This is a genomic window from Pararhizobium qamdonense (genome assembly GCF_029277445.1).
GTDB lineage: Bacteria > Pseudomonadota > Alphaproteobacteria > Rhizobiales > Rhizobiaceae > Pararhizobium > Pararhizobium qamdonense.
Window position 1 is genome coordinate 1,064,477 of the sequence record NZ_CP119566.1, and the last position, 25,611, is coordinate 1,090,087.

Sequence of the window (25,611 nt, forward strand, 5' to 3'; positions counted from 1 at the left end):
TATGGTAAATATTGACGCAAAGGTACTCTTCACTCGTTGCCCCATCCCGAACGCCTGAGCCGGGCGCTCGGCGCGAGCAGCCACGCTATGGAACATCACCGGATACCCGGAAAAGGCGATTTCGGCGAGATTCTAGCGGATTACCGCGTAGGTTGCCGAAGCCTCTACTGGACCTGCAACTTTGTTTATGTATCACTCACGACCTAATGGGGGTGTTGCATGAGCTTTTCAGCTGAAGAAGACCAGACTGTCGGGAAGTCCATATTTGAAAGCGCGCTTTCGGTCGATGCCAAGATCGAGGCCGCGAGAACCGAACTGCTGGATTTCTCGGCTCGCAATCGTTTGCTAAACGTTCCACGCTTTTCCAAAAGCGCTAAAACGGTCGACGTCATCGACGAGAAGTCTTCCGAGGTCTTTCGCATTCTCGTGTCCGAAGGCAAGGCGATGACGTTCCTGGCGGGAGCCAAGGGGCGCGACGCCAAAGAAGGCGACAACCAGGAGGACCTCATCGAACTGGCGTTGCCCGACGACGACGACCGTGACGACGCAGGGAGACTCCTCAGGCACGGCGACACCAGGCTCCAGACGAAAATGACACCAAACGCGCTCCAGAAGCGTTTGCTGGACCTCTATTTCGACGCACGCACGCTCGAGGAAGAGCAGGGTGTGAACATTCTTTACCTCGGTCTGGGCACGCTCAAGTGGAGCGACCCAAAGGACGCCGAAAACATTCGATACGCCCCTCTCCTCCTAGTCCCGGTGCAGCTTGAGCGTGGAAGCGCTGCCGAACGCTTCAAACTGCGGGCGCGGCAAGAGGATTACGCGTCGAATCTGTCGCTCGAAGGCTTTCTCGACCGGGTCCATCAGATCTCGATGCCGCTGTTCGAGCCGTCAGACCAGTTTTCGATCGACGATTACGCCGAGCAGGTGAAGGCGGCCGTCTCGATCAAACCCGACTGGTCCGTCCAGCCCGATGACATCGTCCTCGGCTTCTTCTCGTTTGCGAAGTTCCTCATGTACCGCGACCTCGATCCGAGCTTATGGCCGCCGAATGCCAAATTCACGGATCGATCGCTGATCGCCTCGCTCGTGTCGAACGGTTTCTCGGGAGGCGACGAACTGCTTTCCGAAGACGACGGCATCGACGCTCATATCGCGCCCGAAGAAATGACGCATATCGTCGACGCGGACAGTTCTCAGACCGTTGCTATCCATGAGGTCCGCAAGGGGCGAAACTTGGTCATCCAAGGACCGCCCGGCACGGGAAAGTCGCAGACGATCGCGAACATCATCGCGGCTGCCGTCGCCGATGGCCGAACAGTGCTGTTCGTCGCCGAGAAGATGGCGGCGCTGGAGGTCGTGAAACGACGTCTCGATCAGGCGGGCGTCGGGGACGCGTGCCTCGAGCTGCATTCCAATAAGGCAAACAAGCGGGCATTGCTGGCAGAACTCCAGCATACCTGGGACCTCGGCGCGCCAAAGGGAGAGTCTCCGGAAACCGTAGACCGCGGGCTGACCGAAACGCGAGACGCGCTGAACGCCCACGCTCGAAGGCTTCATGCAAATCACGTACCCCACGGGTTGTCGCCCTATCAGGTCATCGGCCATCTCGCGCGGCTGCGCCGTTTCGGAATGCCGCCCTCCGATATCGACCTTCCGCATGCCGTTCAATGGACTTCCGGAGAGCGGGCACGGGTGGTGGCTTTGCTCAGTGAACTCCGCCAGCGCATCGACGACATCGGCGAACCCGCGCGGCACCCTTGGTACGGCGTCGGGTTGACCGGAATCACGCCATTGGATCTCGATCGCTTGAAAACCCGTCTCGGCGTCCTGCGGTCGTCGGCAAACGATTTGGTGGGGGACATGCATGTAATTGCAGACGCCATCCAGGTTCAGGTTGCCGATACGGCAGCCGATTTCGCTGCGCACGCGGCCTTGGCCGCGCGCCTTGCGACGCGGCCAGAAGGCGCGGATGCGACAGCTCTCGGCGATGCGATCTGGAGCGGGAACGAGGATGACGTCACGCGGGCGGTCCGCGACGGCAAGCTGTTTTCGGATGTTTCTGGAAAGGTGAACTCGCAGCTATCCGCCGCGGCCTGGACGATCGACCCGACAGCGCTAATGACCTCGTTCAGGCGGCTTCCTCCCCATTTTCCGCAGATCGCGTTCACCGGGATACATCAACTCCTCACAGTTCTTCCCCGGTTCCTCGCAGCCGCGAACGCACTAAGGACGGCACTCGGCATCAACGCGTCACCGACACTTGGATCGATCGGCCGTCTCGTGACGATCGGCGAAAGGGTCGCCGATGCCCCAGAAGCGAGCCCGGATGCGTTCGTCGCGGCTATCTGGGAGCGCGGGTTGGAGCAGGCGAACGACCTGGCTGAGGCCGTCGCCGCCTATCGCGATATTCGCTTCCAGCTGGAAGGCAAGCTTGCCGACCAGGCATGGGACATGGACCTCGTCGCCACGCGCACCGCCATCGCCGTTCACGGAGAAAAGCTTTTCAAGTTCGCCAGCGGCGACTGGCGCAAAGCAAAGGCCATCGTCAGGACGATCATGCCGGAGACGACGCCTGCGGAAACGGTGCGACTGCTTGACCTCCTTCATAAAGGCAAGCTCGCACGCGCGACGATCAAGGACGGTGATAGCCTTGGGAGAGCGGCGTTCAGTGCCGACTGGCGAGGCGAGAAATCGGATCCCAAACCCCTCGAGAGCCTCGTGATCTGGATGCGTAGCTTGAGGGGCGTCGGTGCGGAGGCAAGGACGATCGCAAGCCGCCTGACGGACAAGACCGCAGTCGCGGCGCGCTGTGAGCAGACGAGGGGACTACTCGAAGAAACCCGCAAGCTGCTTCTATCGATCTGGGCCGATCTGGATGATCGCGCGACCGCACTGTTTTCCAACGCGAACGACCCAGATGACGTCACGCTGACGCAGGCAGCGGCTGTCTTCAAAGAACTCGCGCAGGCAGACGCGTCATTCGCGCCGCTTACGCGCGAGCCACTGCTTGACGCCGGAGCACGTGTCACGGCACTCCAGCTTCTCGCCACGGGACAAGCCAGCATAGCGTCAGTCGAAGTGTCGGACCCTGTCGGTCGTGCGGCGTTCGGCTCCGCTTGGCACGGTGCCGCCTCGGACTGGCAAAAGCTTGAGGAAATCGAGGAGTGGGTTAGGGCAAACCCCGACCTGCGCGTTCTGGCGTCCGGGATCGAGCGGCCAGGCGAGCTGGCCGCGTGCGCCGCGGGAACCATGCGTTCGGCGGAGCGGTTTCTAGGCGACATCGGCGAACTTTTCACGTTCCTAAAAGCAGACCCGGAGATCGTTACTGGGGTCTCCGACCTCAGCCGAGCCTCGCTGGCCGGGCTATCGGGTAGGCTCTCCCTATGGATCGAAAACGAGGAGCAGCTCTCGAAATACGCGGCCTACAACGGACGCGCGGCGGACGCGGCGAACGCGGGCGTCGGCGATATCGTCGAGCGGCTGCGTGACGGCCGGGTCGAAACAAGCAACGTCATCGCCTATTTCGAGATGGCGTTTTACGAAGCCGTGCTTCGCGCCCAACATGCGGCAGAGCCTGATCTCGCCCGGTTCGACGGGGAATTCCACGGCCGTCTGGTCGGGGAGTTCGCCGACCTCGACAGGAGCCGCATGCGACTTTCCCAGCTTGAGGTCGTAAGGGCGCACCACCGCCGCATTCCCGCCGTCAGCGGGATCGGTCCCGTCGGCGTGCTGCGCGGGGAAATGGCCCGCCGGCGCAACCACATGCCGATCCGCAGTCTGATGCATAGGGCTTCGGCCGCCATCCAGGCGATCAAACCCGTATTCATGATGAGCCCGCTCTCGATCGCGCAATTCCTACCGCCCGGCGTTATCGAATTCGATCTGCTGGTTATGGACGAAGCGTCGCAAATCCAGCCAGTCGATGCACTAGGCGCGGTGGCACGCGCAAAACAGGTTGTGGTCGTTGGTGACGAACGGCAGTTGCCGCCGACCCGGTTCTTTTCCAAAATGACGTCCAGCGGTTCCGAGGACGACGAGGAGCAGGACGGCGCAAAGGTGTCCGACATCGAGAGCATCCTCGGGCTTTTCTCAGCGCGCGGCCTTCCGGAGCGCATGCTACGCTGGCACTACAGAAGCCGTCACCAATCCCTTATCGCGGTATCGAACAGCCAGTTCTACGACAGCAAATTGTTCATCGTTCCCAGTCCGTATACCAAAGAAGCCGGAATGGGTCTGCGCTTCCACCATGTGCCAAGCGGCGTGTTCGAAGACAGCGTCAACAAGGTGGAGGCGAAGGTCGTCGCGGAGGCTATCATTCGACATGCTATTGAGACACCCGCACTTTCGCTGGGCGTCGCGGCGTTTTCCATGAAACAGCGCAGGGAGGTACAGGACCAGCTGGAATTGCTCCGGCGCTTGAACCCGCATACCGAGGAGTTTTTCCACTCGCATCCAAACGAGCCGTTCTTCGTTAAGAACCTTGAAAACGTGCAGGGTGACGAGCGCGACGTCATACTGATCTCAGTCGCCTACGCGAAGAACGCCCAAGGCTATATGGGGATGCGTTTCGGCCCGCTCGGAGCGGAAGGCGGCGAGCGTCGCCTCAACGTCCTCATCAGTCGCGCCAAACGACGTTGCGAAGTCTATGCCTCGATCACCGACGAAGACATCGATTTGGAGCGCGGCAAGGGTAAAGGCATTTTCGCGTTCAAACTCTTCTTGCACTTCGCACGCACCGGACGGCTGGCGATGGCTGCCAGAGCGGACCGTTCGATGGACAGTGTATTCGAAGAACAGGTGATGGCCGCTTTGCAGGAGAGAGGTTACCAAGTCCATCCACAGGTAGGTATCGCGGGGTTCTTCATCGATCTTGCGATCGCCGACGACAAGGTGCCTGGCCGTTATCTGCTCGGCATCGAGTGCGATGGCGCCTCTTACCACGACGCGCGTTCAGCCCGAGACCGAGACCGTCTCCGTCAGGCTGTACTCGAAGACCACGGCTGGAACATCTACCGCATCTGGAGCTCCGACTGGTTCCAGAGGCCGAGAGCCGAACTGGAGCGGGTTGTGAGCGCGATCGAGAAGGCCAAGGCTGACGCTATCGCGGGCGGCGAGGCGGGAAATCGGGCAAAACGCGCGGTTCCCGTTGAGGTGATTACGATTGAACGCGCAACTGCCACTGAGATCGGTCTTCAGCAAGTTGGTGACGAGGATAATCTCAGCGGGTTCTACGAAGAGGCAATCCTAAGCCCAGATACCTCTGTCGAGCTTCATGAGGCGCCACTTAGAATACTCGTGGAACTGGTGAAGCAGACAGTCGAAATCGAAGGGCCGATCCATTTGGACGAAATCGTCACACGGATCAGAACGGCATGGGGCCTACAGCGTGCCGGGAGCCGCATTGATAGTCACGTAGGCAATGCGATACGGATGGCCGTCAGTTCAGGGGAAATCCTGCGGTCGGGCGATTTTCTTCTCTGGCCAGGCGCGAACGCGATTTTGCGGGATAGAAGCCTGGCTTCATCACCGAGTCTGAGACGCCTTGAACTGCTGCCGCCCGTGGAGATCGACTTGGGCCTGCAAAACCTGATCGTCGAGAGCCTTGGGGCGACCGAAGAAGAAGCGATCAACGCGGTCGCTCGGGGGCTTGGTTTCAAAGCAACCAGTAGCCAGCTCAGGGAGTTAATCCGTGGCCGGATCGCAGCGCTCAGAGCAAACGGCGACCTCGTGGATCGCGAAGGCATGTTAATGGTGGCAGATAGGACCGCTGCGCAATGATTGTTAGCCCGGTGTGCTGCTGCTGCTTTGGCTACAGCTTGGTTGCGCTAGGCATGGCGTTGGCGTCTCGGCAGGAACTCTCGCCGCCAACCTCCCGTTCCGGCAGCTTCAGTTATTCGGAGCGCATCGGTGGCGCCGCCATCGCCGACGATCCCGGCGAAGTTGCCGATCACGAGATTGGCCTTCGGATCAGAACGACGATCCTCGCGGCTGGGGCTTACTATCGCATATACGATCAATTATTGGGTGGTGAGACTGTCTTTGGAGATACCCGCCAATTTACAATCGAGCCCACCGTGGGCCTGCGTTGGACCAAGCTGCAGGCCAAGGCAGACGCGGGCTTCATCGGCTTGGACAAGTCTGCCGACTGGCTCGATCCGTTTATCGGTGTCCGTTTGAGCACGGACCTGACCGACAGATGGAACTTGTCCGGAGAGGCCGACATCGGCGGCTTCGATACCGGCTCCAAACTGGCGATCAATGCTCAGGCTTACCTCGGGTACCGCACAGAAATGTTCAATCACCCGACGATGCTTCGGGTCGGCTATCGATATCTATCGCAGGATTTTGAGACTGGTGACTTCTCTGGCAACCGGTTCAAATGGGATGTCACCCAGCAACGTCCCGTTATCGGGTTGTCCATGCGTTTCTGATTGGCTCGCGTTGGGCGCCGACGTTACAAAATTCATCAAGGCTACTAAAGCAGAGTTGCGACATCCAAAACGCCACGCTATGCGTCCTGGCTATGTGCACTAGCCTTGGAGAAACGTGATTATCAAGATAATGATATTATTGCACAGCGCCACTGGCGTTGAGTGGCAGTCGCCCCCGAAAGGCACAAGCCTGAAGACTCTGAGCGAAGCTGAAGAACAAGGTTTCATCGCTGTCCGAGGGGAGTTTCAGAAACGACAATTCCGGCTAACAGAGCTAGGCCTGAATCACGTGGAGCAGGACAAGCGGCGGTTGGAAGCTCGAAGGAACTGACGCGAGCTGGTCATGCCGGGTGAGCGTGAAAATCAAGCGACGCACGCCTGATGCAGACAATCTTCTGTGGCAGAAAGCGGAAATCATTTCCGCTTCGCGCCTTCATCTCGGTCATAAAGGCCAGCGCCGCGCGTGCCCGAAAGCACATCATCTATACCGCCGATCACGCCCTCAGTGCGCCAACAGAGGTTCATGCGCCTTATCGGAATGCCGGGTCCTTACAATTATGCGACGCGGAGAACACCGCGGGCACCCGCTCCCTACCCCATATTTTTCTTCCAGCCTTCTTCGGGTTATCTCGGAAATGACCATTCCTATCGAGAAAGTAACGATCAATTGCCCGGATGGCATCATCGGTCGAACCGTAGTCGCTATTATGGATAATCGCCTTGGCCATTCCGCTGAATACCGACTCAATCACGTTAAGGAACTGAGCTGAGGCTGGGAGCGGAACAAGCTCAACTGTCGGGTAACGCCGCAAATCCGCATCGTGATTATGGGTCTCTATCGCTTCATTTAATTTCCTAGACACATGCCAGGAAGCGGCATCCCAAGACATGAAAATGCGGGACCTATCTCGGTATTCTTCGATAAGAACCTGCATCATTTTGATCATTTCATCGGTGTTTTTTTTCGTACTGTAGAAGTGGGAGACTTGGTTCGTCGACAGCTCCAAGACGGCCGTGAGGATCAAGCAACCTCGTGACTTTTGCCACTGGGCGACTGCCGGAGACTCTCCTGGAGGGACTAAAACTCGACCGGCTTTCGATTTAATGGAAAACGGACCAAACTCATCGATGGAGAAGAATGCCTCTTCCGGCCGCAGACTCCGCAACGTCTCCTGAACCTTAGCCAGCTTGGCGGAAAATTCCGGATCGTTAGATGTCAGAACAATTTTAGCCTTTCGCCACTTGTAGCCAGCAGCTTTGGTAATCTCCCGCACTACCGCCGGACAAGCGGGATTTCCGTAAGACTTTAAGGCTGACGTCAGATCGTCCATCTTCCACGAAGTTCGATTGAAGCCGTGCTTCGATGGCGGTTCGTGAAGCAAGCTGAACAATGCAGCCTTCAGTGTTTCATCTTCAGCCTTCCGCAGGCGGCGACGTCTATTGAGGAATAGAGCTTCGATGCCCTGCTGTTCATAGCGATTGTTGTAGGATCGAAAGCTGTTTCTGCTTATGGCAAGATACTGGCAAACTACTCTTGCGCTAAGGCCTCTGGCTTTTGCCAGCACAGCGATGCCCTTGTTGCTATTGCGACGTCCGCCTCCTCTGATGCGGCCGAGAATTTTTTCAACCTCCGATGCCGTCAAAGCGACGCCGAGGTTCTCTGATCGAACGTGGCCGTTCTGAACCATTCTGATCCAATTGACCGCTTCACTGTTTCTCTCGTCTACATTAATTCTGGTTTTCGCCGCAGATTTGTCTGCTGAGAACATCCGCTTCCAGGCAGCCAGCTTAGGCAGGCTCGTAATTCTGCGAAGAAATGCCGTTGCTTCTTTTCGGTTCAACGAAGTGATTTGGTCCAATGCCATGTCCCAGCAATTGTCATCGGATCGAACAGCGCGAAAGGCTCGACAAACAGTGCTGTAGCTGCATTTTAGCGTTTGTTCTTTTTCAAGTCGCTGATGGATATCCTTTGCCGTGGCTCGCGTGCCACAGGACATGAGGCCCGGCGTTAGTCGCAGATGTTCCACAACGCCCTTAAACTTCGAATTCGGCTGTTCAGGCCTTCTATAAGATCGCGGCAAGTCGCTCGACAGAATCCGTTTGACAGTATTGCGAGAAATCCCCCGATCACGGGCCACCTTTCGGATGCTTTGCTTCCCGGTTCTGATCGACAATTGTATTTCAGCGCATAACCTCGGGTTATCAAACATCGACGCTTCTCCTGCAGCTTCGAAGTCAAACCATACCACGCAGTCACGCTCCCGAGGACTTTTAAAGCTGGTGGACCTTGCCGCGCAGGGAGCAGGATTGGCTTCTGAAACAGACGGTAGCACCTCAATCAACGTGACCAGGAGAGGCTGACGCCAATCTTGGCCGACAGCAGGCGCTCAGAAACTTCGTCCATACGGAATAACCCGATCGCCCTCACCGCGCTCAGGGGACACTGAGGCGAAGTGCCTCCAGCCTGGCCTGCCGATTTTAGTGGGTGTTGCTGCTGTATGAATATACATTGGGCCTTGACTTCAGCCAGAACTGGTGTGGACTGTTACGTAGTACTGCTGTGCCCTAACCCCCCGTCAGAAGGCACGCGTAGGTTTATTTTCCGAACTCAAGAGAGGACAGCATTCATGGCACTTAAACCAGGACCGAAGCCGATAGCGAAATCGACAGGGAAGCCGGATCAGCGCCGCCGTGATAACAAAAGCACACCAGGGAATACACCGTCCCTCAAACCTAGCAAGTCCAAAGGCACATAAAAGAGGGGCTCTCGCTGATTTGCACTTCTACCCCGGCATTCGATTGAACGTGCGCGAAATACAGCGAGAACTGCGTGCCTGTCGGATGTTGGATGTCAGCTTTCTCAAATTCCCCGCCGATATCTGTCAGTCCTATAAAACGGCTCATTGCGGACATGACGGTGTCCTTAGATCTCGCCTATAGTTGCACAAGCCTCTCACAGATCTCGAGTGTTTTTTCTCGAATTCATGTCGGCATTTAAGGCATTGCGGCCTCCTCGATTAGCCAATTAATGAACGAGGTCACTTCAACAGTCTCCCGTCTTGTTTCCGCGCAGATGCAATAATAATTGTGAAGCGCAGGGACACTCAGTTGAAGCGGTTGAACAAGGCGCCCTTCATTGAGATCGCGTGCGGAAACGACCTCATCGCTGAGTGCCACGCCAAAGCCATCTCGGGCGGCCTGGAGCACGATGCCGAAGTCGTCAAAGTGCACGTCGGACTCACCGGCATAAGGAACGCCGGCTTCAGCCTGCCAACGCCGCCATTGCGAACCGTCGTCCTCATGCAGCAGTCGATGATAGGCGAGATCGGAAGGGTGTCGGATGGCGTTTGCTCCACGCAATAGCTGGGGGCTGCAAACTGGCGTCATCCGGATTCCGTGAAGCAGGCGCCACCAGAAGCCCGGCCACGGTGGCATGCCATAAACAATCGCAACATCGGTCTTGCGCCAGTCCACGTCGTGGAACAGGCTGGAGGTGAGTACCTTCAACTGGAAATTGGGGCTCTCCTCCATGAAGGTAAAAAGTCGGGTGGCAAGCCAGGCAACGCCATGAACCTGCGGGATCGAAATGGTTAGCGCCTGCTTTTGTGCTCCGCCAAATTTGTGCGTGGAGAGCTGGCGCACCCCGGTGTGAATAGCGTCCATGGCACTTGCAACCGAGCGCTGGAGCTGGCTTCCGCTTGGGGTCAAAGCCAATTGCCTCCCGCGTTTCTGAAAAAGATCGACGCCAAGCGTCACTTGGAGAGCGCGGATTTGCTGGCTGACAGCACCAGGCGTCACATGAAGCTCTGCCGCAGCGGCACTGACATTGCCGAGCCGCGCGACGCTCTCAAAGACACGAAATGCATGAAGGGGTGGCAGCGACATCGAAATCTTCCTCAAGCGTTTTAACGGATCAAGCTTTCTAATCCCGGACTGGACGCAACTGCTCGACCACGCGATCCGCCAGCGTTCGCAGGACCGGGTCGTTCGCGCGGTCAACCGGGCAGACAATATAATATTCCCGTTCCGCATTGATCGTAGTGGAGAACGGCTGGATAAGCCGTCCTTCGCTCAGGAAGTTTCGCGTCAGCACATCCGACACTAGCGCCACGCCGCGGCCCTGAACGGCGGACGCAATCGCCTGGGCCACTGAATTCACCCGGACTCGAGTATTGCCCTCAAGTGTGATCCGGGCCGCAACAGACCATTTCGCCCATTCCCCACCGTCGTCTTCATGCAGCAGCGCGACGGAGCTCAGCTTTCCGTCGCGATTGCGCAGGTCGAGTCGGGGGAACAAGGTCGGCGAGCAAACGGCACAGAGCCGGACTTCGCTAAGCGAGCGCCAATATTTTCCGGCGAAAGGCGGGTTATCGTAGACGATCGCTAGGTCGTTGTTTTCCCAATCCACCTCTGCGGCGGTGATCGCCTCGTTGATGGTGAGGTCGGAAATGCCGTGCGCCTGAGCAAAATCAACGAGGATCGCTGTGAGCCATGCGATCCCGAGCGCAGTCGGTACGGAAACCGACAGCGAAGTGGGTTGGTCACCGGCGGTCAGTTTCCGCGATGCTCGCGTCGCCGTATCGAGCTGACCGAGGGAAATGGCGACGGCCTGCGAAAAATCTCTGCCTGCCTGAGTGAGGGCGACATTCCGGCCCGACTTCTGTAACAGGGTAATGCCCGTCACATCGCTCAGCTTCTTGAGCTGCAACGAAATCGCGCTCGGGCTGAGGTTGAGTTCCTCCGCGGCAAGCCGCACTCCGCCGAGGCGCGCGGTCGCTTCGAATGCCGGAAGATATTGAAGGTAGGGCGGCAGGCGGCTCATCTGGATATCCAACTAATCGTTTAGCTTTATAGAACGATATTGGTGATTTTAAATTGATTTTTTCAAACTGTTAAGAGTGTTATCCCATCGACAAAGAGGAGCCCATTTCATGATCTCGGCAACACCATTCGACTACCCCTATGATGGCAATCTCGATGCGCGCAAGACGGCACTTGTTATCATCGATCTCCAAGAAGACTTCCTCTCCACTACGGGTTATTTCGCCCTGCAGGGTTACGATCCCGCGCCCCTTCGTGCGATCCTCCCCGCGGTGAACCAGCTCATTGCCGTCTGCCGCGAGGCCGGCATCCACATCATCCACACGCGGCAGGGCTATCGCGCAGACCTTGCCGACATGACCCCTTATGAAAAATGGCGCCGGCAGCGGTCTGGCCTTGAGGGCACCACAGCTCTCCTGCGCTCCAGCCCCGGTTTCCAGATCGTCCCCGAACTCGACGTCCGCCCCCAGGACATCATTATCGACAAGACCTGCAACAGCGCCTTCACCTACACCGATTTCGAGCATGTTTTGCGTGCGCAAGGCATCACCCACCTCTTGTTCACCGGCTGCACCACGGATGTCTGCGTTCACACGACGCTGCGCGAAGCCTGCGACCGGAATTTCCAGTGCCTGACGATCTCCGACGCCTGCGCCAGCGGCGACCAATATGCCCACAAGGCCGCCCTCCACATGGTCACCGTCGAGAACGGCATTTTTGGCGCGCTGACCGATACCGCGGCGGTTCTCGAAGGCCTGAAAAATCTCGGAAAATCCACGAAATGAGCGAGACCCAAAAATACGTTTCCTTGATGCGCCTCACGCAGAAGGGGCTCACTGAACTGACCGACAGCGCCAAGCGCCGCAAGGTCAGCGAGGATCGCGTGGCCGCTCTAGGGGGGAAATCGATCGCCTTCTACGCCCTGCTCGGGACCTATGATTTCATGCAGGTTTTCGAGATGCCGAGCAATGAAGCGATGATGCAATATGTGCTCACGGCGCGCCGGGATGGCCATGTGGAACCGCTCATCCTTCCGGCCTTTGATACTGAGGCATATGGCCAGATCCTCGACGCGATGGATAGTCGATAGTTTAGTTTTCCTGCGTTTTTGCTGCGAAAACATTTAGCTTGTCTGCAATACGCCTTCGTATACGACTTTAAAAATCGTCAATTCAAGAAGCCAAAAATAAGGGAACACGACAATGACGAAAGCAATACTGGGCACGAAAACGTGTCGTCTGGCATGCGGCGTCCTCGCCGTTCTTTTCGGCGGAGGTGCTGCACTTTCCGCCGACCAAAAACCGGAATTCGTATCAGGTGGCGTCTTGAAGGTTTGCACCAGCGGCGAATTCCCGCCGATGGAGTATTATCAAAATCCCGGCGACAATGACCTCGTGGGCTTTGAGATCGACGTCATCGACGCCATAGCCAAGGGATGGGGCGCAAAGGCGGATTATGTCGTCGGCGACTTCAAGGGCCTGCTGCCATCGCTCGATTCCAAGCGCTGCGACCTAGTCGCCAGCGGCATTCTGATCACGCCAGCCCGCCTGGAAAAATACGATGGCATTCCGTATTTCGGCTCGCACATCGTGATGGTCACGGCGGCGAATGACACGGAGACGAAGTTCCCCGCCGATGTCAGCGGTAAGGTTATGGCGATCGAGGCCGGCACCTCCTACGAAAAGATGGTCGCCGATCTCAATGCCGAACTCAATGCCGCCGGCAAAGAGCCAATCCAGGCGCAGACCTATCCCTCCGCCTCCGGCGTCATAGAGCAGATCCTCGTCGGTCGCGCCACCGCTACGATCACGCAGGATACGACGGCCGCCTATCGCATGCTTCAGGTGCCCGGCCGGTTGGCCATTCCCTACACCTACGAGCAAAGCGAAAACTACGGCATCTACCTACGCAAAAGCGATGGCGACCGGCAGATGCTGAAGGATGCAATTGAGGCCCTGCAGGCGAACGGCGAGATGAAAACGCTGCTCCAGAAATGGAAGTTGCCGGAAACCGCGACCGAAGTTTCCCACGACGTCAATTAACGATAGGCGGTCTACGTTGTTTCAGCTCGACCTCTTTCTGCAGGCTATCTTCAGTGCCCCCCTGTTCAAGGGGGCACTTGTGACGATCGGCCTTTCAATATGCGTCATGGCCGTCTCTCTCGTGCTCGGCATGGGGCTAGGCTCCATGGCGAGCTCACCGCGGCGCTCAGTTCGGTGCCTGGTCACGCTCTATGTCTGGCTGTTTCGCGGCGCACCCGCACTGCTCGTGCTGCTCTTCGTGTGGAATGGCCTGCCGCAAATCTCAGAAGTCTTTCGCGCCGGCTGGTTTACGCCCTTCGTCGCGGCTTTCCTTGCATTGTCGCTGATTCAGATCGCCTATTTGGCGGAAGTCCTGCGCAGCGCCTTTGCAGCGGTGGGGCGTGGGCAGCAGGAGGGAGCCGCCGCGCTTGGCATGCATCGCTGGCAGATTTTCCTGGTCATCACCATGCCGCAGGCGCTCAGGATCGCGGTTCCCTCGTTGATGAACGAGTTCATCTCGCTGTTGAAAACCACGTCGCTGGCGACTGTGATCTCGCTCAAGGAATTGATGACAGTCTCGCAATTCGCGATCGCCACGAGCTTCCGGTTCCTCGAATGGTATGGCGCAGCCCTTGTTTATTACCTGATTATCGTCTCGGTGCTGACGCTTGCCCAAAACCGCATCGAACATGTGCTTTCGCGCGGCTATCGCTGATCGCCGACAAACCAATGGGTTGGATATGAATACGCAAACCGCAATTCAGGTTGCTGGCGTCAGCAAATGGTACGGCGCCTTCCAAGTGCTCAAGGGCATTGATCTTTCCGTACACAAGGGGCAGCGCATCGTCATCTGTGGGCCGTCCGGGTCCGGCAAGTCGACGCTGATCCGCTGCATGAACCGCCTGGAAGTGCACCAGGAAGGCTCGATCGTCGTCAACGGCATCGAGCTCACCAACCAGCTCAAGCGCATTGATCGCGTTCGAAGCGACGTCGGAATGGTCTTCCAGCACTTCAACCTCTTCCCGCATCTAACAGTTCTGGAAAACTGCACGGTCGCCCAGTGCTGGGTGCGCAAGCTGCCGAAGAGGCAGGCGATCGAGATTGCCATGAAATACCTGGAGCGCGTGCACATTCCGGAAAAGGCCAATAAATATCCGGGTCAGCTTTCCGGTGGCCAGCAGCAACGTGTCGCTATCGCGCGCGCCCTTTGCATGAGCCCCAGCATCATGCTGTTCGACGAGCCCACATCGGCGCTTGACCCTGAAATGGTCAAGGAAGTGCTGGACACGATGATCTCGCTTGCCGACGATGGTATGACGATGGTCTGCGTCACCCACGAGATGAATTTCGCGCGCGAGGTCGCCAGCGAAGTCGTCTTCATGGATGGTGGTCAGATCATTGAGCGTGACAAGCCCGACGTTCTGTTTTCTGCGCCGACACACGAGCGCACGAAGCGCTTTCTCGGCAAGCTGCTACATTGAGCGAGGTCATCGTGAACAATACTGGTTGGTTTTCAAAGGAAGCGATCTCGGATCGGTTGACCCTGATCTGCGAGCCGCATGTCCATAAATTTTTTCGGGCCAACATATTTCACGTCATTGGCAAGGATGCCGACCTCGTCATTGATTTCGGTATGGGTCTCGCCAACCTTAGAACCGAGTTGCGGATCCCGTTAGGCAAACCCGTGCTTGCGGTTGCAACCCACGTTCATGTCGATCATGTCGGCTCGTTCCACGAATTTGATACCCGGCTGGGCCACGAGGCCGAGGCCGAGGCGTTTGCACTCATGCCGGATGGCGATACGCTCGCCGACTATTTTCGTACCCAGCCAGGTGCCCTGACTGCGGCGGTGCCCATGGGTGTCACACCGGACACCTACAAAATCCCACCGGCAGCGCTCACCACGGTCCTGGTGGAGAACGACGTCATCGACATCGGCGACGCGTGTTACACGGTTCTGCATCTTCCCGGCCATTCTCCAGGTTCCATTGGTCTGTTCGACCAGACGACGGGGGAGTTCTTTAGCGGGGACGCCATATACCAGGGTGGCCTTGTGGATGATTTGCCGGGATGTAACATTGAAGCTTACAAAGGCACCATGAAACGCCTGGCAGAGCTTGACGTCGAACTCGTTCATGGCGGACACGGAACGAGGTTTGGTAAAGACCGGCTGCGCGAGATCGCCGTGAGCTACTTGCATTCGAAAGGATGCTGACAAGCGGTTGGATGACCACTTTCGCGCGCTCCACTCCAAGAGCTGCCAGTCCGCAATCGGCCCCATACTCGTCAGCAGGCCAGAGCGGACATTATTTCCGCTTTGCGCCTTCATCTTAGCCGTTCCGCCAACCCTACGCCGTTCCCCTAAGCCGCCGTTCGCTAAGACCAAATAGCTACTTGTTTGAAGGACCCGGTCAGCGTCGCCGACCTACATCCTCAGCAAGTACTCCGCGAAGTCCTCACCGAGGTTCCACCGGGGAACCTGATTGCGACGAACATCGTAGATCGCGCCGTAATGCTCGCAGATTTGGAGCTTGGCTAGGAGTTCGTCATGGTCCTCGTGGTAATAGGAGAAGAACGGAATCGCACCGGGGTTATAGCTCACACGCTTGGAGAGGGCGATGATCTCCCTAATAAAGGGCTTCGAACGGAGGTCAGTCCGCATCTCTTCGATGAGTTTCGGCATCTTCGCCTCTAGGCCTGCGAAGTCCCGGCCCTTTCGAACGACGTAGCCTTGAAGCTCTACCGCTGCTGCGGCCTCGGCAAAGGTTTTCCACTCGATGAGATCGGCAGCGTCATAGGCGGAGTCATCCGCATCGACGAGGCGGCTGCACTGCTGGCATAGCCATATACCATTCTCGCCCGCTCGCCGGCCTTCGTTCGTCAGGTGTTCGTTAAAACGCGGCCCGCCCTGCGAAGCGGCGGTGTGTGTGCGGCCACGCCAAGGCTTACCGTTCCGCCGTCCGCCCCAGGACCGCTTGTTGGTTTGCGGCAGTCCGGGTTCGAGCACCTAAATCCGACCCGCTTAGCCAAGCGCTGGGCTGTCGCCTGCGTGAAATCATCCCTCATTGCACTTTTATAGCCCAAAAGACTCCGCTGCCAATGAGTCCTAGCGAGCACCCGCGATGTCGTCGCAAGCTGCCTTATCTGTTGGAGCCGAGAACGTCGACAGGTAAGCGCCTTCATCATAGGCGTTCAGCGCCATCCTCGCTTCTCCCGGTCGATCGATGCTGAACCGCTATCTAGGATTTTTGAGCTGATTGATTAATCCAATACAACAGTTGAGTTTCACTGCCAAATGTTGTGGAACTGAAACCGAAAAATAGGCAGGGATAGTGTATGACCGATGCAGACACGGCCATGGAGAATACTTCGGCATCCATCGCCTCGACGCCTGCGACCAGTGGGGTCACATTCCTGAGGCACGGCGAGCAAGCAACCCAGCAGTTGGACTGGGAAAAGGGCCCCGAGCAGGTGCGCAAGGCGCTTGCCGAGGCGCTAGGAGCGCGCAACGTCGCCTTCTTGCTGGGCGCAGGCTGCTCGTCCATGGTCGTCGATGAAAAGGAGCGGGGCATCTCGACGATGATGCCGTTGGCGAAGGAGTTCTGCCACGCAGCGAAAGGCGGACAGCCTTGGGCATTCGATTCATCAGATTTGAGCTTTCTGGCCGGCCATGGGCTGAAGCTTGATGGCGAGTATGTCCGCAATCTCGAACGGCTGATGGAGACCCTGCACGCGCTGCGATTCGTCCTGCAGTGCAGTGATGACCAGGGTGACGAAGAGGAGGTCGTCAGAATCGAGGCGATGATCGGAAAGGTGCAGGCGTTCCTATGGGAGAGGTGCACCGCCGGACTGTTTTCGAAGGGTGATGACACCGTTCTGGAACTGTACGAATCCTTCTATCGGCGTCTTGTCCTTCGCGACAGATCGTTGCCACGGCCGTGGATATTCACCACCAACTACGATCTCTTCAACGAACGGGCGATGGACCGATTGGGTCTCCCGTACGCCAATGGCTTCTCGGGCGTCGTTGAACGCCGCTTCAATCCTTCGACATTTAGATACGCGCTCGCGGAACAACTGGACATTTCAAATCGGAAATGGTCAGCCGTCGATGGCTTTGTCTACCTTTGCAAGCTACACGGATCGATAAGTTGGACCGAGGACGATCACGGCTTGTTTCCCATCCGAGAGACTTGGCCGCAGACCGAACCCTCAAAGGTGATGATCTTTCCAACGCCGGCAAAGCAAAACTCGAGCCTGGGATCGCCCTACTCGGATCTGTTCAGGGAGTTTCAGTCGCGAATCGTGCGCGAGCAGAGCGTACTGATCACGATGGGCTTCGCCTTCGGCGACGAGCACATAAACAACATCATCTATCAAGCGCTGACCATCCCGACGTTCAGGCTGATTATCTTCGCCCATCCTGATTCTGAAGGCGACATCGCCAAGCTGCGCGCTCTAAGCGACCCGCGGATTTGGATCATCGGGGGACCAGGACCTCAGAACGGACCCCCCGCCCACTACTTCTCAACCATCGTGAAGCATTTGCTCCCTCGCCAACCGTCAGATCGCATAGACGACGCCGTTAAGCTGGTGCTTCAAACGATGGCCAAGGGCTCGGGCCATGACAAGGGAGCGGGCGATGCCGACTGACGACCGTCGCCGCGCAATAGGTTCGGTCGTCGCGGTTTCGGCCGACAAGTTCGTAATCGAGATGCATGGCGGAACAGACACCTTCACTGTCATGGGTTTCGACGACGTCCACTATGTCGCGCGTCTGGGGTCATTCGTGCTGATCCCAGCACAAGCCGAGTACGTTGTGGCCGAGATAGTAGGTTTGCGCGAGCGGGACGCCGGGGCGGGCGGTGAGATTGACAAGGCCGCTTCGGCCAAGTTCCTAGACGTGGTGCCGGTCGGCATGCTGCCAATTGAGGGCGGCCGGTTCAGGTTCGGGGTATCGATGTTTCCGTCGCTCTACGCCGACACGCTCTATGTTCTGGATCGCGAACTGGACCGGATATTTGACACCAATCCGGCGATCGAGCCATCGACCGGTCCGAACGGTGATGCCTGCACCCCGTCAGACGCAACCCGCCTGCGCATCTTGGAGATCGGGCAGTCAGTGGTCTTCGACGGCTATAAGGTGAAGGCGCGCATTGATGACTTTTTCGGCGGTCACGCCGCGGTGCTGGGAAATACGGGTAGCGGCAAGTCGTGCACCGTTGCGTCGATTCTGCAGGAGCTGTTTACGAAGTCTAGCGAGCATCACGCCCGCGGAGCGACTTTCGTCGTCCTCGATGTCAACGGTGAGTATCATCAGGCGTTCGAGGACATCATGAAGGCGGGAGTCATCGGCGTCGACAGGCTCATTTTGGACGGGACGTCCGATGCGGGTCGCTTTCGCATTCCCCATTGGTTCCTCAACTTGTCGGAATGGGAGCTCCTGCTTCAGGCCAGCGAACGAACCCAAGTGCCGATCCTGCGCATGGCGCTGGGGCTGGCGACCTTATTCGGTGGAACTTCCGGCGAGCAACTCAATGATATTCGGAACCACATCCTCGCCAAGTGCATCACCCAAATTCTCTCCGACGAGAGTCCGCCCGGTGCCAAGGAGACCCGGATTTTGGGCATTCTCCAGCGCTTCCGCACGGACGAGATCAACTCCGGCACGATCAGCGCCATGGTGCACGTTCACTTTGGCAACATGGGCAATATCGAGGACGCCTTCACCTATCTGGTAGGTGAGGACGGGCAGGGCGGATATGTCATCGACGATTTCAAGCTGCCTGACTATTCGAACAGTCCGTTCGACTTCGAGGCCCTGGGCGACGCAATTGACCTCGCCCTCCTCTACGAGGAAGCTCATGGAAACCGCCAGATCCGCGACTACTGCTCCCAGATGGTCACGCGGTTCAAAGCGCTGCTCGAGCGGCAGGACTACTCTTTTCTCAAGCATGCCGCCACGGACAGCGCCAAGGAGACGGGACCCTTCCTGGCCCGGCTCCTTGGACTTGCTGCGGTTCAGGACATCCACGCTAAGACCTCCCAAATCATCATCATCGACATGAACGCGGTCGAGGATGAGGTCGTCGAGCTAGTCAGCGCCATCGTGGCACGGATGATATTCCGCCTCCTGCGGCAGGCCGATCCGCGCAACCGTTTCCCGGTCCACCTGCTTCTCGAGGAAGCGCATCGCTACATCTCCGCAACTCCGTCGCGCTATGCTCTCGACGCCGGAAGAGTGTTCGACCGTGTCGCGAAGGAGGGTCGCAAGTACGGTCTCTTCCTCATCGTGGCATCCCAACGACCCAGCGAATTGTCGAAGACCGTCCTGTCACAATGCTCGAACTTCGTCGTGCACCGTATCCAAAACCCGGACGATCTTTCGCAAATCCGCCAAATGTCACCATCCATATCGGAGGGCGTTCTTCGACGCCTTCCCACGCTGCCGAAGCAGCACGCGCTAGTCTTCGGCAACGCCGTCAACCTGCCTACCACCTTCAGGGTGCGCAGCGCCGATCCCCTTCCGGCGAGCGATGACGCCAAGATCGTCAACCTGTGGTTCCATGAAGCCGGACGTAAAGCGGGGATCGTACTCGATTGTGCGCCATCGGATCTTATCGAACCAGAGGATAATTCGCTTGCGTGACAAGTAATTGGACCTGCGGCATCCTGTTAAGCAAGCAATTGGCCTAGCGAGGCAGATCGTCCCGTCCGCGAACGCATGCAGTTCCGCTGCACCGGCGCTCCATTTTGGTCGAATGGCGGCTTTCCACAAACCCCGCCCGCAAGCCGACAGTCGCCCGTCGGCCCCCTTGCGGAAAGGCTTCCGCTTCGCGCCCTCAAACCCGCCACATTGGCAAAAGCTGCGTATGCTTGAAAGCAAACGTCGGTGTCTACGTGTTCAGTGGCGGGCGCAAAACGGAACTGTTGTTGACTTGCCGAGAGGTCCCTCGCGATGCTGCGTTAGGTGTCGGATACAAGCGATCGATCCTAGCGAAACTAGCAGACGGTTCCCCGTCGCGGTATCGGCGATCATAGGACATCGAATTGGATGCCGAATTGTGCTCGATACCGTGGATCGCGTCCTGATGACCGATCCGATACTCGAAAGACTTGTAGCTCGCTCGCTTTCTGCCCTCTGGCAGTAGAGATCCTTGAACTGACCGGCGAGCACCTGCATCTGGCTGACGACCCAGGGAAGCGATTGACGACTTTGCACCCTTGCCGAAAATCGCTTCCACCATTGCGGCCTTGTCGGCCGACTTGGCCATGGCAAGCAAAGCCAAGGCTAGGTAGCGCTTCCATGCCGCCTTTTCGCCGTTGCCGGCGGCGTCAACGTCCATATCCGCAATCCGCATTGCAACCGCCTTGACAGCGTAACCGGCCGTTGCGCTTGCCTTGAATTCAATCGTTGCCATCGTTGTGTTCCCCCATGGCGGAAAGGCAAGCCGCACCACGCGACCGGCCCCCATCGGCATATGACGCCGACATCATCAATCTAACCGCCCTATGGAGATAAATCAAAAGATGAAAACGACCTGTATCACTGATTTTATTACATAATATCGCGTTAACAGGGTCACACAAACTCAGGGAAAATTTCTCGTCTCCCAGGCAATATCATATGTGCTACTCAACTCAGCATTGAGATAAAACTAAGCTGCCTCGAACCTGAGCCGCAATCCATGAAACTGGACAGTGCGCAGCACTGTGCGTCGAAACTGACCAAAATTTGTGAGCATTCATAGGTTGAATTCGGCAGTGCAAGAGATGTAGTAATCTGCTTCAGTTTTGTGGAGAGAGAGAAATGTCAGACTCGGTATGGTTCGATGATTATTCTGATGATGAAGCCGGGGGCCAAATAGATGAGTATGACATAACGGCGACTCCCAATGACTTCAACGTTCTGACGCTGTTCAGTTTTGTTGAGGCCGGCGCTGTGAAAATACCGGGCTTCCAAAGAAATTACGTCTGGGACAAGGTCCGAGCGTCGCGATTGGTGGAGTCACTAATCTTGGGCATCCCGGTCCCACAGATCTTTCTTTACGAGCAATCCCGAAATAACTTCTTGGTCATCGACGGACAGCAGCGGCTTATGTCAATATACTACTTTATCAAAAAGCGGTTTCCTAAGATCGAAGCCCGCGGCGAACTGCGAGTCATATTCGACGATAAGGGTGGCATCCCAGACAATATACTTTTCAATGATCAATACTTTGAAGACTTTAATTTGAAACTCGCCGGAACGTTGCCTAATGAGAAAAGCAAGTTTCACGGCCTCAACTATGCGACACTCGACGAATATAAAGTCCAACTCGATTTAAGGCCAATTCGTAACATCGTGGTTAAGCAAAACAGCCCAAACAATGACGACTCGTCGATGTTTGAAGTTTTCAATCGACTAAATACGGGTGGTGTAAACCTTACACCACAGGAAATACGTACGAGCATGTATCACTCTAAGTTTTACGACGCTCTTTACAAGGCCAATCTGGAGCCCCGTTGGAGAGCTTTGCTCGGAACTACAGAGCCTGACCTGCACATGAAAGACATTGAAATCCTTCTACGCAGTTTTGCTATGCTTATTCGGAACAAAGAATACACACCATCTATGGTCAGGTTCCTGAACCAATTTTCAAAGATGTCTAAGTCGAATACTGCGGATAAAAACAACTACCTCATATCGTTGTTCGGCAGCTTTCTCACTGCTACTGATAACCTTCCTGCAGATGTGTTCATCGGAAAGACAACGAAGCGTTTTAACTTCGCACTTTTTGAATCTGTTTTCTGTGCGCTTCTTGAAAATGCATTCGAGGGAAACAGGCTTCCGGTGGGACACGCAAATCTGGAAGAAATCCAAACTTTGATCTCCGATCCAACTTTTCAGAGTGCGAGTTTGCAGGGCACGACCAGAACAGCAAACGTCAAATCGCGTATGGACCGCGCTCGCGCACTTATCACCGCTCTGTAGGTGAACTATGGCACAGCAAATTGAAGAGCTTTACGGACAACTGGGGGAAGTCACCAAAATCCTAGTGGAACACTGCGAAGTTACACTGCAGGTCACCATCACAGATCTGCAGCGCAAGTCGCTACTAATGGCCTGTGCAAGCTATTTTGAGCACAAGCTCTCAACAGATGTCGAAGTGTTTTGTGCCCGACGCACAGGTAAAATGCATCCGGTAGTGTTTCTCGTCAAAGCCAAGGCCATATCACGACAGTACCATAGCTGGTTTGATTGGGATAAGCGTAATGCGAACACTTTTTTTGGCTTGTTTGGGCCGGAATTCAAGTCCTGGATGATAGAAAAAGTAAAACAAGATGCTGATTTAGAAAGAGATATTCAAGATTTTCTTACCTTGGGCAATTCTCGCAACCTTCTAGTTCACAAAGACTTTCAGAACTATGCTCTAAACGACAGCTTCGATGAAATTTATGCCCGATATCGAAACGCGAATAATTTTGTCGAGAAAATCGGTGAATACCTGGAAGAATTTTCTGCAATTCCCAAAGATGAGCAATTGGAAATAGGCGCCTAACCAGCCTGTGTGGAAACGAATTTGGGCTCCAGTTTGACTGGGGCCTATTTTTGTTTTGTGGGTTAGGCCTGCGGTGCGGTGATGCTGATGGACCGCATGATGTTGTAGGCGAGGATGGAGAGGGCCATCTCCATGAAAGGTAGATTGCTCTTCGAATTGATCAGAGGAGGACTCCTTGCAGAGCAAGATAAAAAAGCCGCACGACGTACTGGCGGGACTGGGGCGTGTTCCTTTGAGGTTGCGTGTCAGGAAGCGGCCGCCGGCCATCATTGTCTTAATGGTGCCGAAGGGATGCTCGACGGTCGATCGCCGGATGCGCATCATGTCCGGGGTCGCCCACTCGTTCATCCTGACAAGCGGGTCCTCGTCGAAGTGCCTGCTGACGAAGCGTCTCGAACCGCTGATTGTTGACCAAAGCCTTATCAGAAAACTATACTTAGAGGTGGCTCACTTCTCGGTGGAAAAACCGGCTCAGTTCCGCGTGGAAACAAACAGCCGGGCTCGCCGAGCAGTACGAGACACGGTTCATCGCGCAGCGAGCTCAGTAAGCGCTCGCTCGTTTCTGTCTCGCTGTGAACAAGGACGCGTCGGTCCAGGGAAGCTATCTTCATGACAAAAATACTGTCAGCCTTTCTAGTGGCAAAAAACATAACGCGATTGCGTGGCCGCTGCATGCTTAAAATATTCTTTCGAACGGCAGGACTCTGTCCTCATTTTCAGAAAAGCTGACATTCCGCACCCGGCCCCGAGGAGGTCGTCAAAGAATACACACCGACTGACTTACGGCGTCCCCTTTCGGTACACAACCAACACGCCACAGCCACCGCATTTCTCCGGTAATGCCTTCGACTTTGTAAGCCGGGAATCACGCTTTGCCGTCGTGCCACTGAGGTAATGTTCATGTCCCCGTCCGCCAGTGTTCTTCTTAACAACTCACGACGGCAGAATTACCTCCGCGTATCGGCCACCGAAATTGTACGGGCGTGTGAACGCCTCATGCGCGGGTATAGGTCGGCGTCCCGCGGAATGGCACCTTACTGCCGCTCCCCGGCACTCATTCCCGTTCTTTGATTGCGGATGGAGGCACGGCAATCGGACAAGACGCCGCTCTAGCGCTATCGCATCGAGCTGGCGATGGTCGGCGGACGTATCCGACGGTAGGCGGATTCCACAAATCCATACAGCCCGAACGCGAAAAGGCCAATTGCCACGGCGACATATAGAATTGCCCCGAACGGTAGCTGACGCACCCAGTCCAATGCGTCGGATATGCCGCCTGCCTGGCCGGGATCCACGACGAACGCGGCGTAAAGGAAGAACACGCCAGTTATCACCAAGATAATGCCACGGGCCGCAAGGCCGTACATACAAATCCAGTCGATGGCGGTCCCGGCGGTGTGTGGAATGTCCAGATATTTGGTGTAGCCGCGTCCAGTTCCTTTCAGAATCTGTGCGATCCCAGCTCCGATTGTTGCCAGGCCAACGCCCGCCAGAAGATATCGTCCAAACGGCTGCTCGATAAGCCAGGCGCTCAAACCAGTTTCGCCGCCGCTCCCGCTTTTACTACCGATGCCCAATGCCACGCTCGACGCATAAATCGCCAAGCTGGTGTACACCAGTGCGCTCACGAGAAGGCCGAAGCGAGTGCCATACCCTTTCGCGGTCGGCGGGTGCCCGTCCGCGTTACCGAACGCTTGTGCTAGCCGCCATGCGATGAAACCGAGCAGCCCAAGCGCGATAAGCCCGAGCCAGAATCGCCCAAGCGGCTGTTCAAGAACCACATGGAGGGCCGACTTCGAATCGGGCTTGCCGCTACCGAAAGACGAAAAAAGCGCAATGCCAGCTACAAGAACGTAAACGATGCCACGCGCCGCATAACCGGAACGTGCGAGCCATTGAAACGGAGACTGGGTGTGCATGTAACCTCTTCCATACTCATGAAGCCGGACGCCCTGAACCCGGATAGGCTTTTCCTACCCTCGCGGTGAGTTCCGGCAGGAATTAGAAAATGACGTCAGTCATTTGCGGGACGGCACGCAAACTCGCCGCGAACCGGCGGCGTGATGCGCGCAATTTCGGAACTTCCGTCGTTCACACGGAGATCGACGTCGAACCACCCCTGTTGGTTGATCAGGTCGAGCAGAGCAATAGCAAGTCTTCCGGCGCAAACGGGGTTTGTCCGTAGATCGATCGGCTCGCCGTCTTCCCCGGCAAGCCGGATCACCATCTCGCCGTCTTCCATGGGCCGAAAGCACATTGCACTCGTGAAGCCCAGCACATCCTCTTCCGCCAAACCGTCCGGGGATGGTCGATGGTCATCGAACAGAGCGTGGGCGTCGGCTTTGGCGGCGTCGGTGAACGGCATGGTTCCCTCGATTTTCTAAATGGCGTTGTGCTCGGATGTTGGCGTCAATCATGCCGATGATCATCGGTCGAGATCGGAACCTGTCAAGCGCGCAAGTTCAGCCAGGAAGTCTTCTGAGGACAAAACTGGGCCTTTATCCAGGACTGCATGCTCTGGCCTGTGGCGCGGGTCGAACGTTTGCATACGACGCTCCGCCCGCACATCCACGTAAATCCGACACAGTTCGGCCATCTTGATTTCGTCGTCTATCCAGCGTTCAGCCAAGGACAGAAAATCGCGATCTTGGGCGATGGGCCGACCTGCCGCACCTTCGCTCGTTATCAATCTCGCAATCGTAGCGCGGCGACTTTCAACACTCATGGCACCTCTCTTTTCTTGACAGCAGTACCGCCGGGAGGGCGTGTTGTCTTTTGTAATATTAGTCGATT

21 protein-coding genes are annotated in these 25,611 nt (G+C 56.6%); 13 read left to right on the forward strand and 8 right to left on the reverse strand.

Annotated elements, in window-relative coordinates; genetic code table 11:
- Window positions 1-219: 219 nt before the first annotated feature.
- The 3 genes from PYR65_RS05035 to PYR65_RS30575 all read left to right on the forward strand — a co-directional run bounded on the left by PYR65_RS05035 (window position 220) and on the right by PYR65_RS30575 (window position 6,765).
- Entirely contained in the window at window positions 220-5,781 is a 5,562-nt protein-coding gene (locus PYR65_RS05035) for a DUF3320 domain-containing protein (protein WP_276120154.1), read from the forward strand.
- Window positions 5,778-6,434, forward strand: coding sequence for a hypothetical protein (locus PYR65_RS05040; protein WP_276120155.1), 657 nt, complete (start codon window positions 5,778-5,780; stop codon window positions 6,432-6,434). The genes PYR65_RS05035 and PYR65_RS05040 overlap by 4 nt, the downstream gene beginning before the upstream one ends.
- A 130-nt stretch (window positions 6,435-6,564) precedes the next feature.
- A complete protein-coding gene (locus PYR65_RS30575) occupies window positions 6,565-6,765 on the forward strand; it encodes a hypothetical protein (protein WP_407951308.1) in 201 nt (66 codons plus the stop codon).
- Between the two features lie 199 nt (window positions 6,766-6,964).
- On the opposite strand, the gene PYR65_RS05045 is transcribed toward PYR65_RS30575, so the two are convergent.
- The 3 genes from PYR65_RS05045 to PYR65_RS05055 form a co-directional block, all read right to left on the reverse strand.
- Window positions 6,965-8,644 carry an IS630 family transposase gene (locus PYR65_RS05045; RefSeq protein WP_276120156.1) on the reverse strand — a complete coding sequence of 560 codons (1,680 nt, stop codon included), beginning with the start codon at window positions 8,642-8,644 and terminating at the stop codon, window positions 6,965-6,967.
- A gap of 784 nt (window positions 8,645-9,428) precedes the next feature.
- Window positions 9,429-10,319, reverse strand: a complete 891-nt coding sequence (locus PYR65_RS05050; protein WP_276120157.1) for a LysR substrate-binding domain-containing protein — start codon at window positions 10,317-10,319, stop codon at window positions 9,429-9,431.
- A gap of 37 nt (window positions 10,320-10,356) precedes the next feature.
- Window positions 10,357-11,256 (reverse strand): LysR substrate-binding domain-containing protein, encoded by a 900-nt coding sequence (locus PYR65_RS05055; RefSeq protein ID WP_276120158.1) that lies wholly within the window; start codon window positions 11,254-11,256, stop codon window positions 10,357-10,359.
- A 109-nt stretch (window positions 11,257-11,365) separates the two neighbouring features.
- Between PYR65_RS05055 and PYR65_RS05060 the strand changes: the two genes are divergently transcribed.
- The 6 genes from PYR65_RS05060 (at window position 11,366) to PYR65_RS05085 (ending at window position 15,491) form a co-directional block, all read left to right on the forward strand.
- Complete coding sequence (locus PYR65_RS05060) at window positions 11,366-12,040, forward strand: cysteine hydrolase family protein (RefSeq protein WP_276120159.1); 675 nt, start codon at window positions 11,366-11,368, stop codon at window positions 12,038-12,040.
- Window positions 12,037-12,345 carry a GYD domain-containing protein gene (locus tag PYR65_RS05065; protein ID WP_276120160.1) on the forward strand — a complete coding sequence of 103 codons (309 nt, stop codon included), beginning with the start codon at window positions 12,037-12,039 and terminating at the stop codon, window positions 12,343-12,345. The genes PYR65_RS05060 and PYR65_RS05065 overlap by 4 nt, the downstream gene beginning before the upstream one ends.
- A gap of 112 nt (window positions 12,346-12,457) precedes the next feature.
- Window positions 12,458-13,297 carry a transporter substrate-binding domain-containing protein gene (locus PYR65_RS05070; protein ID WP_276120161.1) on the forward strand — a complete coding sequence of 280 codons (840 nt, stop codon included), beginning with the start codon at window positions 12,458-12,460 and terminating at the stop codon, window positions 13,295-13,297.
- A gap of 16 nt (window positions 13,298-13,313) precedes the next feature.
- Entirely contained in the window at window positions 13,314-13,991 is a 678-nt protein-coding gene (locus PYR65_RS05075) for an amino acid ABC transporter permease (RefSeq protein ID WP_276120162.1), read from the forward strand.
- A 25-nt stretch (window positions 13,992-14,016) separates the two neighbouring features.
- Window positions 14,017-14,757, forward strand: a complete 741-nt coding sequence (locus PYR65_RS05080; protein WP_276120163.1) for an amino acid ABC transporter ATP-binding protein — start codon at window positions 14,017-14,019, stop codon at window positions 14,755-14,757.
- Complete coding sequence (locus PYR65_RS05085; protein WP_276120164.1) at window positions 14,754-15,491, forward strand: MBL fold metallo-hydrolase; 738 nt, start codon at window positions 14,754-14,756, stop codon at window positions 15,489-15,491. The genes PYR65_RS05080 and PYR65_RS05085 overlap by 4 nt, the downstream gene beginning before the upstream one ends.
- Before the next feature lie 210 nt (window positions 15,492-15,701).
- Here PYR65_RS05085 and PYR65_RS05090 read toward each other — a convergent pair whose 3' ends face one another.
- Window positions 15,702-16,283 carry a hypothetical protein gene (locus PYR65_RS05090; RefSeq protein ID WP_276120165.1) on the reverse strand — a complete coding sequence of 194 codons (582 nt, stop codon included), beginning with the start codon at window positions 16,281-16,283 and terminating at the stop codon, window positions 15,702-15,704.
- A gap of 329 nt (window positions 16,284-16,612) precedes the next feature.
- Between PYR65_RS05090 and PYR65_RS05095 the strand changes: the two genes are divergently transcribed.
- Window positions 16,613-17,929 carry an SIR2 family protein gene (locus PYR65_RS05095; protein ID WP_276120166.1) on the forward strand — a complete coding sequence of 439 codons (1,317 nt, stop codon included), beginning with the start codon at window positions 16,613-16,615 and terminating at the stop codon, window positions 17,927-17,929.
- Window positions 17,919-19,925 (forward strand): ATP-binding protein, encoded by a 2,007-nt coding sequence (locus PYR65_RS05100; protein ID WP_276120167.1) that lies wholly within the window; start codon window positions 17,919-17,921, stop codon window positions 19,923-19,925. Before PYR65_RS05095 ends, PYR65_RS05100 begins: the two co-directional genes overlap by 11 nt.
- 247 nt (window positions 19,926-20,172) lie before the next feature.
- Here PYR65_RS05100 and PYR65_RS05105 read toward each other — a convergent pair whose 3' ends face one another.
- Window positions 20,173-20,697, reverse strand: a complete 525-nt coding sequence (locus PYR65_RS05105) for a hypothetical protein (protein ID WP_276120168.1) — start codon at window positions 20,695-20,697, stop codon at window positions 20,173-20,175.
- A 389-nt stretch (window positions 20,698-21,086) separates the two neighbouring features.
- Here PYR65_RS05105 and PYR65_RS05110 point away from each other — a divergent pair, with 389 nt between their 5' ends.
- Both PYR65_RS05110 and PYR65_RS05115 read left to right on the forward strand, forming a co-directional pair.
- Entirely contained in the window at window positions 21,087-22,250 is a 1,164-nt protein-coding gene (locus tag PYR65_RS05110; RefSeq protein WP_276120169.1) for a DUF262 domain-containing protein, read from the forward strand.
- 7 nt (window positions 22,251-22,257) lie between these two features.
- A complete protein-coding gene (locus PYR65_RS05115) occupies window positions 22,258-22,818 on the forward strand; it encodes a HEPN domain-containing protein (RefSeq protein WP_276120170.1) in 561 nt (186 codons plus the stop codon).
- Between the two features lie 1,115 nt (window positions 22,819-23,933).
- Here the strand turns inward: PYR65_RS05115 and PYR65_RS05120 are convergent.
- From PYR65_RS05120 to PYR65_RS05130, 3 genes are all read right to left on the reverse strand, one after another.
- Entirely contained in the window at window positions 23,934-24,737 is an 804-nt protein-coding gene (locus tag PYR65_RS05120; RefSeq protein WP_276120171.1) for a DUF1206 domain-containing protein, read from the reverse strand.
- 95 nt (window positions 24,738-24,832) lie between these two features.
- Window positions 24,833-25,183, reverse strand: coding sequence for a hypothetical protein (locus PYR65_RS05125; protein ID WP_276120172.1), 351 nt, complete (start codon window positions 25,181-25,183; stop codon window positions 24,833-24,835).
- 60 nt (window positions 25,184-25,243) lie between these two features.
- Window positions 25,244-25,543, reverse strand: coding sequence for a hypothetical protein (locus PYR65_RS05130; RefSeq protein ID WP_276120173.1), 300 nt, complete (start codon window positions 25,541-25,543; stop codon window positions 25,244-25,246).
- Between the last annotated feature and the right edge of the window lie 68 nt (window positions 25,544-25,611).